This window comes from Peptidiphaga sp. (assembly GCF_057238965.1).
Genome location: NZ_DBHHEV010000008.1, coordinates 43,317 through 53,649, shown reverse-complemented (window position 1 = coordinate 53,649; position 10,333 = coordinate 43,317). Strand labels below are relative to the sequence as shown.

General features: G+C 64.5%; 10 protein-coding genes. 6 read left to right on the top strand and 4 right to left on the bottom strand.

The annotated features are described in order from the left end of the window. The first annotated feature begins 85 nt into the window (after positions 1-85). The 4 genes from ACO48X_RS02265 (at position 86) to ACO48X_RS02250 (ending at position 4,370) form a co-directional block, all read left to right on the top strand. Entirely contained in the window at positions 86-592 is a 507-nt protein-coding gene (locus ACO48X_RS02265) for a DUF3180 domain-containing protein (RefSeq protein ID WP_485000135.1), read from the top strand. A gap of 474 nt (positions 593-1,066) precedes the next feature. Further along, a complete protein-coding gene (locus tag ACO48X_RS02260) occupies positions 1,067-1,594 on the top strand; it encodes a PH domain-containing protein (protein WP_485000133.1) in 528 nt (175 codons plus the stop codon). Beyond that, on the top strand, positions 1,591-3,186 hold the full coding sequence (locus ACO48X_RS02255; protein WP_485000131.1) for a PH domain-containing protein: 1,596 nt from the start codon (positions 1,591-1,593) through the stop codon (positions 3,184-3,186). Before ACO48X_RS02260 ends, ACO48X_RS02255 begins: the two co-directional genes overlap by 4 nt. 194 nt (positions 3,187-3,380) lie before the next feature. Further along, positions 3,381-4,370: a Rossmann-like and DUF2520 domain-containing protein gene (locus tag ACO48X_RS02250; RefSeq protein ID WP_485000129.1), complete on the top strand. Its 990-nt coding sequence runs from the start codon at positions 3,381-3,383 to the stop codon at positions 4,368-4,370. A gap of 340 nt (positions 4,371-4,710) precedes the next feature. Here ACO48X_RS02250 and ACO48X_RS02245 read toward each other — a convergent pair whose 3' ends face one another. Further along, positions 4,711-5,913, bottom strand: coding sequence for an amidase domain-containing protein (locus ACO48X_RS02245; RefSeq protein WP_485000127.1), 1,203 nt, complete (start codon positions 5,911-5,913; stop codon positions 4,711-4,713). 256 nt (positions 5,914-6,169) lie between these two features. Here ACO48X_RS02245 and panC point away from each other — a divergent pair, with 256 nt between their 5' ends. Together panC and panD are read left to right on the top strand one after the other, a co-directional pair. Beyond that, on the top strand, positions 6,170-7,195 hold the full coding sequence (gene panC, locus ACO48X_RS02240; protein ID WP_485000140.1) for a pantoate--beta-alanine ligase: 1,026 nt from the start codon (positions 6,170-6,172) through the stop codon (positions 7,193-7,195). A 16-nt stretch (positions 7,196-7,211) separates the two neighbouring features. Further along, positions 7,212-7,628, top strand: a complete 417-nt coding sequence (gene panD / locus ACO48X_RS02235) for an aspartate 1-decarboxylase (protein ID WP_485000138.1) — start codon at positions 7,212-7,214, stop codon at positions 7,626-7,628. A gap of 128 nt (positions 7,629-7,756) precedes the next feature. Here panD and ACO48X_RS02230 read toward each other — a convergent pair whose 3' ends face one another. The 3 genes from ACO48X_RS02230 to ACO48X_RS02220 form a co-directional block, all read right to left on the bottom strand. Beyond that, the gene (locus ACO48X_RS02230) at positions 7,757-8,470 is read right to left on the bottom strand and encodes a hypothetical protein (protein ID WP_484989672.1); all 714 of its coding nucleotides are present in this window, start codon (positions 8,468-8,470) and stop codon (positions 7,757-7,759) included. Then, positions 8,467-8,916, bottom strand: a complete 450-nt coding sequence (locus ACO48X_RS02225) for a hypothetical protein (RefSeq protein ID WP_485000125.1) — start codon at positions 8,914-8,916, stop codon at positions 8,467-8,469. Before ACO48X_RS02225 ends, ACO48X_RS02230 begins: the two co-directional genes overlap by 4 nt. A 151-nt stretch (positions 8,917-9,067) precedes the next feature. Continuing rightward, the gene (locus ACO48X_RS02220; RefSeq protein ID WP_485000123.1) at positions 9,068-9,481 is read right to left on the bottom strand and encodes a hypothetical protein; all 414 of its coding nucleotides are present in this window, start codon (positions 9,479-9,481) and stop codon (positions 9,068-9,070) included. Positions 9,482-10,333: the final 852 nt, after the last annotated feature.

Here is a 10,333-nt window from a genome sequence, read left to right as displayed (position 1 = left end):
CATTGAGAAGCTGCGGCGCTGACGGCCCGACCGCCGGGGCCGCGGCGGCCCGCTGCTGCGAGGAAACTCGGAAAGGAGGCAAACCATGAGCCTGACATCCATCCGCAACTTGGCTTTCAGCCTGGCGTTCGGCCTCGGCTGCGGGCTCGTCTTTTGCGCCCTCACCCTCAGCGGCGGCCACGCCCCCTGGCCCATTCCGCTTCCCCTCGGCGTGCTCATCCTCGGATTTTCGGCCTTCCTCTTCGCCTGGGGCCGCAGGGTCAAAGCCATGCGGGAAAAGGACCAGCCGGAGAAGAAAGATCAGCGGAGAACGCGGCGGAGAATCTCGCCCTTGCAGGCGGCCCGCGTGGCCGTCCTGGCTCAGGCGTGCTCCAGATGCGGGGCCTGGCTGGCGGGCTTCTTCGGCCTGTGCGCGGCGCTTTTCTGGAGGACCGGAGAAACCTCGTACGTTCGCGAGCAAGTCCTCGCCGCGGGGCTTGCCGCCGTCTCCAGCGCCGTCTTGACCTGGACGGGCTGGGTCGTCGAAAGGTGGTGCGTCGTCGATTCCGACGACGACGGCCCCGGCCCTCAAGCCAGGCCGACCGTCGCGTGAGCCCGCCATGCTGCGCAGCCATGCTGTGCGGCGTCGCGCCCGCGTCTCGATCCGTCGCCTTGCCGCGCCGGCTGGCGTGATTCTGCCGCGCCGGCGGGTGCGCCTGAGCCGCCCCCGCGACTCGGTGCTTCGATCGGCTCGCCGCCGGCCGTCAGGGCCGTTGCGTGCCAAGCCTCGCCGCACGCAGTCCTTGTTTTGCCTCGCCTTGTCCAGGGCGCATCCTGGAGGGATCGGGGCCCCCTTTCGCAGTTTTGACGTCGCTTCGTCCGAGGTTTGGGCTTCTGTCCCCAATGGTTCGACGCCGCATCCCCGGAGTTCCGACGGCTTAACCCCGAAGAACGCCGGTATTTTCAAGCGATATGCCCAGTTTGAGGGGGCGCGGCGCGCCGTGCGCGGAAGGGGCCATGGGCAGCATTACTCCTCGCGTCGACGTGCAAAGTAATTTAGACTATATATGTGTTCTTGCATGCTAGAGTGAATCGCGACGTGGACAAAGACGGCGGGGAGGCGACCACGTCGACTCCCTTGTCGCCCACTATCACGTTCAGCGGGGTGGGGCGCGCCTACGCAAAAGTTCTCCGGCTGCAAGGCCTGCTCGTTCTCGCGTGTTCCCTTGCCGCGGTGATCGCCCTCGCGCTGTATTCCGGAAGCGAATGGCCGTGGCTGTGGGCTCTCGTCCCGCTATGCCTCGTCGTCGAAATGGCGGGTGTCTTCATTGCCTCTCGGCGGGCGCGGGCCATCGGCTACTACGAGGGCGACGACGACCTCGTGGTATGCAGGGGAGTCTTGTGGCCTTCTCTCGTCGTCGTTCCGTACGGCCGCATGCAACAGCTGGTCGTGACATCGGGCCCTTTTCTGCGGAGGTATGGTTTGGCCAAGCTCGTGTTCGTCACCGCCTCCGTCAACGTCAACCCCTCCATTCCCGGCTTGCCCGTCGGGGAGGCCGAGCGTTTGAGGGCGAGGCTCATGGAGGTCAGCCAGGCGAGGATGGAGGGGCTGTGAGCGCGAAGGGCGCTGCAGGCGAAGAGCTGCCGCCTGCGGCGGGAGAATGCCGGACGGACGCAGGCTCCTCGGGCGAATGGCAGCGGTTCCACCCTCTCACCCCGTTGGCGAGCGTGCTGCGGATGTGGTTGAGCATTCTTGTCGCGGCAGCCTGGTTCTCGCGCGACTGGATCGAGAGGCAGGACATCGGCACGCTGTGGGGCGCGGTTCGCGACCTCGGGATGCGGGCCGTCGGATGGGCCCTCCTGGCTTTCCTTGCGGTGAGCGTGGTTTCGTCCGCCGTCGCCGTCGTCGTCTGGCATGTCAAAGCGTTCTCCCTCGGCGCCGACGGCATCCGCCTGCGATCCGGCGTCGTGCTGAAGAAACGCGTCCACGTGAAGTGGGGCAGGATTCAAAGCGTCGAGGTCCAAAGGAGCCTGTTCGCCCGCATGTTCGGACTCGGTTCCGTCACCGTCGAATCGGCGGCGATGGGAGGCGGGATGCGCCTCGGGTGGCTGACCAAGGAGCAGTGTGAAGGCCTGCGGGAGGCGATTCTCAAGGCGGCCGACGACGCACGCGCCGACCGTCCCGTCAGGATCCTGCCGTGGCGTGAAGGGGCTTCAGAACTCCTCGACGAGCCCCGGGTCTACGAGCTCCAGCCGGGCAGGCTCGTCGCCTCGCTGATGCTTTCGCCGGTCTTCTTCATCGGGATTCTCTCGGCGGCCGCCTCCATCGCCCTTCTCGCCTTCGACCAGAAAGTCGCCCTTCTTCCCGTGGCGCTCGTGCTTCTCGGCGCGGTGTGGGGCGGCATCGGCGCCCTTTCGCGAAAGTGGGGCGCCGCGCTGTCCCTGACCCCTGACGGTTTGCGGCTTCGTTCCGGCCTCGCGTCGCAGAAGGCCACCACGGTCCTTCCCATGCGGGTCCAGACCGTGCGAGTCCGCCAGCGCCTGCTTTGGCGCCGCTTTGGCTGGTGGAGCGTCGAGGTCGAAGCCGCCAAGACCAGGTTCACATTGAACGAGGACGGCGCCAAACCCACGGAGCTCGTCACCGCGGGGAGCATGCGCGACGTCGAACGGGTTCTGTGGGCGCTCATCCCGGACCTCGGAGTCGACGATCCCGAGGCCTTTCTCAAAGACGCCTTCGAGGGCAAAGGGCCCTCCGAGCTTTTCGTCGCGGCCCCGCGCGCCTCTCAGGTGCTCGACCCCTTCGGGTGGGTTCGCAACGCCGAGGCCCTCACCCGGACGGTCGCCGTGCTGCGCTGGGGCCGGTTTTTCGGCCGTTCGCTGCGAATCGTGTGGCATGCGCGCTTCCAGGGGCTCAGGCTTTCCCAGGGGTTGGTCCAGCGCGCGCTCGGTCTGGCCTCGCTGCGGCTGAGCACGGCCGCCATGGCAATCGAGACCGTGCAAAAGCACCTCCGTTTGGCGGACGCCAGGTCGCTGTGCGAGCGGCAGTCCCAGCTTGGGCGCGACCGGAGGGCCGAGGGCGACCGCGAATCGATCGAGGGCTGGCGGGAGCGGCTCGGGATCTTCCGGCAGTTCGATCAGGCCCCCGATCGCGGCGGACGCACGCTTGCGGCGGCTCTCACTCCCGGGTGGGGGCCGGTCGAGGGCTAAGACAGTCGGAGGCCGACGGCCGCGATATGAAAGGCCGCGCCTACGCGCCGCCTTGACCGGGCGCGAATAGTAGACTGCTGACGCAAGGCGCGAATGCTCGCGAAGGCCCCTTGTGTGCGCCCGAGAGGAAGCGCTTGCGGACAAACGCCTGCGAGTAGGCGCCTGCAGTCGAACGCTTGAGAGGAAGGCGGCGAATGGCCACACGCCTGTCGATCGGCATCGTTTCAGCCGGGCGCGTCGGAAGCGCTCTCGGCAGCGCCTTGCGCGCCGCCGGGCATACGATCGTCGGCGCCCACGCGCCCTCCGAGGCCAGCCTGGACCGCCTCGGCGCCATGCTGCCCGGAGTCCCCGCCCTGAGCGTCGAGGAGGTCGCCCGCCGGGCCGAGGTGCTGCTTTTCGCCGTTCCCGACGACGAACTCGGCCCGCTCGTCGAAGGCTTGGCCAAGCTCGGCTGCTTCACCGCCGGGCAGTTGGCGATCCACGTCGCGGGCCGCTACGGCGTATCCGTGCTCGAACCTGCGGCACGCGCGGGGGCACTCACCCTCGCCGTCCATCCGGCCATGACCTTCACCGGAACCTCGCTCGACGTCGCCCGCCTCGTCGGCTGCCCCTTCGCCGTCACCGCCCCCGCCACGCTGCTGCCCATCGGCCAGGCGCTCGTGACCGAGACGGGCGGCACGCCGGTCGTCGTCGCAGAGGAAGACAGGGGCCTCTATCATGCGGCCCTCGCCCACGGCGCAAACCACCTCGTCACCCTCGTCGCCCAGTCGATGCGGGTGCTGGAGGCCCTCGGGGTCGAGGCTCCGGGCGCCTACCTCGCGCCCCTCCTTCAGGCCGCCCTCGACGGCACGCTCAGCTCCGGCGAATCGGCGCTGACCGGGCCGGTTGCGCGCGGCGACGTCGGCACCGTGCGCGAGCACCTCGCCTCGCTCGATGCGCTCGCGGCGACGGGGGACTACGCGGACATACCGCCCGCCTACCGCGCGCTCGCGAGGGCGACGGCGGCGCGGGTCGCGGCCCGAAGCCTGCGGGAGCCTCCGGCGATTGATCGCCTGCTGGCCGAGCTGGACGGCGGCGCTTCAGGTTTGGCGACGCCGGGCTCGGCGGAGCCTGACGGAAGCGTCGACTCGGGTTCGAGGGCTTCGGACGGCGGCGACGGTTCGTATTCCGCCGAGCCGGACTGAGGGGCTTGGGTCCGGCCACATCGGACTAGGCCGCCTGTTCGAGCTTGTGGCCGGTTCGGACGGGAGCGTCGGTTGGAACTCGGCGGACTTACGAATCGGCGAGCGACAACAAGGGCAGCGCCCGGCGGCGATGGAACAGCCGAGGACGGAGGAGAGGATGTTAACCGCGCTGAGTAGAATCGCTGGCTGAGCGGTTGAGTATGACGCGGCGGCCGCGGGGGACAATCCCCGCGGCCGCCGACTGGAATGTTTGTATTTTCGCGGAGCGCCTCAGAGGCATTTCATCCTCTGCGCGCCGTTGATTTCGATGAGCTCAACGAAATATACCGCGTGATCGCCGCTAAGTGCGCTGCGGATACCACGTCTTCTTTTCGCCTTTAAGCATGGAAGACAATGGCTGGTCGATCTGATCGTCGGTGTGATAGCTCAGATAAGGTTCGCCATTTTCAACCTTGGTGACGATCATCGTGTGGGTCATCTCGGTAGCGCCTTTGGCTTTGTATTGCAAGATGTCTCCCGGCTGCAATTCATAGTAATTGTTTAGCAAGGTCGTTCTTTTCAGCCCACCACTGCCGTTCGCCATGCGGAAGAAGTTTTCGGCACCGGACCAAGTCCAGCTGTTGCGGGGATAGCTGAAAGGCAGTCCTCCGCCGTACCACCAGGCGTTGTCGTCTTTATAGTCGAAGTATGAATGGTAGACCTGCTCCCATCCGCCTGCTTCCATGGCTTGCGACACAAAGTTGGTGCAATCCCCGCCTTCGTTTTCCTTATAGTAGTGATACTTACGGTTCGGGGATTTGGCGTACTTGCGAGCGTACTCCACCGCTTTCTTCTTTTGTTTTTGCGTCAAAGTGAGTGGTACGACGGCCGGTGCCTTCCGCTGCTGACCTTGCGCCAACTTTTCTCCCGTGTACTGCGATTTGTCATCTCGCCTGCCCTCTGGAGAATTTGACGCGTCTTTTTGGGGTTTGGGAAGGTAGCTGACGAGGTGCTTGTCGTAATAGTCGCGATCTTTGACTACGAGGCCATAGATGCATCCGCGGGCGTCTATTTTGATTTCGTGGGGAATAATTCCTTCCCAGTTGACGTCGTCCTTCGCGATATGTCGAGAAATTTCGATCTGTGCGGTGACGACGAGACTTCCGTTGCTTTGCTTTTTTACAGCAACATCATTGACCTTGACGCGGACCTTGTCGACAAAGCGTGCCCCTTTGGGGCCGTTTGCCATGGATTGAGCCATTTCCTGGGCGGATGCTGCAACACCGTCCGCGCTTTTCTGGGCCGCGGGCTTCACGGGAAGTCCCTTTAGCCGCGAATCGGGTTTGTCCTTTTTGGCGATGAAAGCGTCGATGTTGACCTGCTTTTCCATCGCCGCCACTGAATTGGCTGCTTTATGCGGAAGATCGTCCATATTCGCGGAGCCTGCCTTGACGGCGGACGGGCTTGTTCCGGTCGGAGACGGGCCCGCGTTTGCCGGGCTGCCGGGGAACAGCATCGCTGCTGTGCATATTGACGCGGCCAATGTAAGGCGTCGTTTTCTCATTTTTCTATCTCCTTGTTTGTTTTGTTTTATTGGATACGTGCGGCGTTGACAAATCAACTCTGAATTTTTCTAGGATTTTCCATTTGTGCGCCGATGGTTCAATCGTCTCTCTAAGACCGTCACATTAAAAGGGCTGTTCGTCCCCTGATTTTTCGGATACGGGTTATTACAATTTTAAGGGGGCGTGCGGGCTTCGACGGCCAGTGAGCCTCCCGCTCAGGCCACGGCTGCGAAGGTTCCGTCGTCGGCCGGTAAACTGGTAGGCGTGACTAAAGTTGCACGCACTAAAGCGGATCTTGCGGAAGCCCTCGGCGCCCTCAAAGGCACGAGTGCGCTTGTCATGACGATGGGCGCGCTTCACGAAGGGCACCTTGCGCTCGTTCGGGCCGCGAAGAAGGCGGCGGACAATGTGGTCGTCTCGATCTTCGTCAACCCCCTGCAATTCGGGCCGGGCGAAGACTACGAAGCCTACCCACGCGACCTTGAGGCCGATCTGGCCTTTCTCGAGGCGGTCGGCGTCCAGGCCGTTTACGCTCCCGAGGCCGAGGACGTCTATCCGCGCGACCCCCTTGTCCGTATCGATCCCGGGCCGATGGCCGCAGTCCTCGAGGGAAAGACTCGCCCCACGCATTTCGCGGGCGTGCTCCAGGTCGTCCACAAGGTGCTCAACCTCGTTCGCCCGGACATCGCCTTCTTCGGGCAGAAGGACGCGCAGCAGCTCGCTCTGATCCGCACGATGGCCGCCGATCTGGACATGCCGGTCGAAATACGGGCGGTCCCGATCGAGCGCGACGTCGACGGCCTCGCCCTGTCCTCGCGCAACTCCTATCTTTCGCCCACCGAACGCATTGAGGCTTTGGCTCTCAACCAGGCTCTCGCGGTGGGGGCCGACGCCGCCCAACGCGGACTGTCCCCGAAGGAGGTGCGCGACGTCGCCGAACGGCACCTGCGCGAAGCGCCGGGAGTCAAAATCGACTACCTTGCTCTCGTCGACCCAGAGACTTTTGCGGCCATCGACGGCGAGGCCTTCTTTGCGGGCGGAGCCGCTGGGACCTCGCCTTCCGAAGGCGCCGCGGCTATACCGGCCAGCGGCGGTAAGAGTTTCCCGGCGAGCGGTGCGACCATGCCTGCGGGCGACGCAGAGACCATGTCCGCGGGCGACGCAGAGACCGTGCCTGCAACGGGTGCAGCGCCCGTGCACGGGCGAGGTTTGTTGGCCGTCGCGGCCTGGGTTGGGCCCACGCGCCTCATCGACAATATGGAGGTTGAACTTCGTGGCTGAATTGCGTATGCGCCGAATGATGACCGGCAAGATCCATCGCGTCACCGTCACGGGTGCGGATTTGCATTACGTCGGATCGATAACGATCGACGCCGATCTGCTTGACGCCGCCGATATTCTTCCCGGCCAAGAGGTTGACGTGGTCGACGTGACGAACGGCAGCCGCCTCACGACCTATGTGATTCCCGGTGCGCGGGGGAGCCGAGTGTGCCAGATCAACGGCGCCGCCGCGCACCTGGTGAAGACAGGCCACGTCGTCATCGTCATCTCGTATTCGCTGCTCGACGACGCGTCCGCGCGCAGCTACGAGCCGCGCGTCGTCTTCGTCGACGTGGACAACGCTATCGTCGAGACGGGGGGCGAGCCCGGCCAAGCGCCGCCGGGCCACGGGCTGCGCAGCTCGGGCGAACCTATTGCCTCGTTCCGGAAGTAACCGCCTGGCGCATCGAGAGCAGCCGTCGGGCCTGCCGAACCGGGGTTCCGTTACGGTTATGCTGCGCTCGCGTCGTGCCCGCCTCGTGAGGCCACGGTTACATTGCGGTTGCGGCTGTTAGATCGCGGTCACGACCACGGCGCGATCGCCGCGGCCACGGCACGCCACACTTCGAGCGACGTCACGGCCACGGGAACCGCGGTGTCGCCATCGACCGTGATCCCGACCATGCCGGCCGACGTGTCGAGGACGCACACGGTGGTGCGCGCCTGAGGCTCGCCGACGGCGACGTCGAAGGACTGAATGAGCCACAGCCGCCAGTCGTCCTTTTTGATCGCCTCGCTGGCGGCCGGCCACACCCCTCTGAGCGTCTCGGCGAGGTCGTCGCGGGCTTTGGCGTTGCGGTCGCTGTCGCTCGGGCGCAGGAGGTCGCGGATGATTCTCGCGGAAAATCCGGGAAGGGCGCCCTCCGGGAGGCGGGGCCGAGGGCCGATGCCGAGCATCTCCAACAGCGTGAGCGGAAACTGGCCCGGCTCCTGCCGCCGCAAAACCGTCACTTCGCCGTCGGTGATGTCGAGCAGCACGCTGCGGTCCTTGGCCACCCACGTGCGGGCTTCGCGCACCACTCCGGCGTCGCACACATATAGACGCACCGCTCCCGCGGCCTGCTGATAGGCCTGCAGAAGCTTTGCAGCCGACTGCGAGAGCGCGCCGTTTTCAAGGAAGCCGCGCTGCTCGAGGTCGCCCATGAGGTTGAGGGGCGCGCCCTCCCCGTCGAGAAGGTCTTTCAAGGCCTCCCATTCGTCGGTGGGGAAGACGACGCTGATCGTGTCGCTGCTCATTGTTCGCCTCCTGAGGGCTCGAAGCTGGTGGCCATGTCGATCAGAGAGTCGCCGATCGTGGGAAGGTCGGCGGAGGCGCACGTGACCGTCACGACGTAGCCGGGCCTCCTGGCCGAGCGCCTGCCTCCCGTCAGCAGCGCGAACTGCATCTGGGTCACGTTGACGCTTTCAACGGTCATTGACAGGGCGTGGACGATCGCCGGGTGGCCCGCTATTTCCAATCCGCCGACGTCGATGACGTGCAAACCTGGAATCGTCTGGGACGATTCTTCGATCATGGCGGCGGCCCAATCGTCGAGCGTGCCGCTGACTCCCTCCTCGTACGTGACGACGGCGGAGGGCGAGTAGCCCAGGTAGCCCCGGGGGCCCATGGCGATGTACTTGGCAGCCTGATATTCGTCCGGCACATCGCGGACCTGCCAGGAATCAGGTAGCGTGAGATGCATATGTCCATCCTAAGCGGGGCGGGCCGATCCCCTTGGGGGTAAAGAGACCCACGTGTTTTTAAGGGTGAGTTTCGCGGCGAATCGGCGTGAAGGCGACGTGAAACAAACGTGGAGCCTGTATGAAATCGGCGCGAAACGTGCGTGAAAGCGGCTAACTGGAGACTTCCTTTTGGGCTTCGTCGATGCGGACGGCGTCGCTCCATTTGATCGACGCCGGTTTCAAAGTCAAAGCATGGCCGTTCGCCGTTTCTTGGTCGTCGAAGGAAAACGCCGGGCGTCGGACTGCATCGCGGATGGCGGCTAGCAGCAGGGGCGGAAAGAAACCGAAGAGGCAAACGACGATCGCCCGCTGGACGGGCGGCGGAACCGGCTCGAAGGGGACGGTCCGCGGGCGGCCTTGGGGGACTGCTTGCGGCTGGCCGAAGTTCGCCGCGACGGCAACGGCTGCAACCGCCCCCACCGCTTCCAATGCGCCGAGTCGCACCCCGATCGTCTCTGTCGGCACCAAGGGGTTCGGCTGGTTGAGAATCCTCTGAATCTCTTCCGGCGTTCTTCTGCCTGCCATGGCTGTCCTCGTCTCTTTGCGTGAAAGTAGGTCAAATAACTATACAGGAGACCGCGGGGACGCGGGTCGGCCGTCTCATCGACGTCGGGGAAACCGTGCGGGCGGGATATCCCGCGGCCGCCGCTGTGCTCACTTACTGCATCGAGCAGAAAAGTCTTACGCTAATTCTCTACGTCACCGCCCCGAGGAACTGCCTTCGGCGTATGTTCTGGCGCCTATCGCGGCGACTCCGGATTTCGTCCCGATGGCGGGTGTGTTCGCGGACATCGTCGCGAGTTTTCGACCGGAGGGAGTCTGACGCAGGCCGGTGCCAACGGCATCGTCCCCCAAAAAGGCGTGGGTCGATCTTAGCGTTCGACACGTCCAGGGGCTATTTCAAAGTGGTCTTCGACGGCGACGCTGCGGTCATTCGACCCACGGCGTCCTCGCAAGTGTGGTGCGCGTTGCCTGCGATCGCTCCGGCAGCTTAGTGCCTGCCAGGCTATTCGCATTGGCTCTCCATTTCTAGTCTTCTGCTGCGTTCTTCCTGGGGAGAGTGTTGTCGCATAGTCACCCTGCAGAAGGATTACGGGGGGCGAATAGTATTTTTACGGAGAGGCCGAGGCGCCGGGGCCTCGAGTGCTTGTCGAAGCGTGCATACGCTCGTTTGCGATGCAAGGTCAAGGCGAGAATATTGGCTCTGGAATGCCAGTTTCATCCAAATTTCAAGTATGTGGAAGGTGGGGAGATCTCTCCCGCATGCACAGTCGTCGCCTAGGGCGGACTTCGGTAAATTCATCCTCGACAGTAACCGTCGCGGCTTGATGTGCGCTCCACCTTTCGATGTGAGTGGCGAATTTCCGCAAAAGGTAT

Bases quoted from the DNA above. Each gene is read 5' to 3' on its own strand.
- ACO48X_RS02265 (WP_485000135.1), top strand. From the start codon at position 86: ATGAGCCTGACATCCATCCGCAACTTGGCTTTCAGCCTGGCGTTCGGC.
- ACO48X_RS02250 (WP_485000129.1), top strand. From the start codon at position 3,381: ATGGCCACACGCCTGTCGATCGGCATCGTTTCAGCCGGGCGCGTCGGA.
- ACO48X_RS02245 (WP_485000127.1), bottom strand. From the start codon at position 5,913: ATGAGAAAACGACGCCTTACATTGGCCGCGTCAATATGCACAGCAGCG.
- panD (WP_485000138.1), top strand. From the start codon at position 7,212: ATGATGACCGGCAAGATCCATCGCGTCACCGTCACGGGTGCGGATTTG.
- ACO48X_RS02230 (WP_484989672.1), bottom strand. From the start codon at position 8,470: ATGAGCAGCGACACGATCAGCGTCGTCTTCCCCACCGACGAATGGGAG.
- ACO48X_RS02225 (WP_485000125.1), bottom strand. From the start codon at position 8,916: ATGCATCTCACGCTACCTGATTCCTGGCAGGTCCGCGATGTGCCGGAC.
- ACO48X_RS02220 (WP_485000123.1), bottom strand. From the start codon at position 9,481: ATGGCAGGCAGAAGAACGCCGGAAGAGATTCAGAGGATTCTCAACCAG.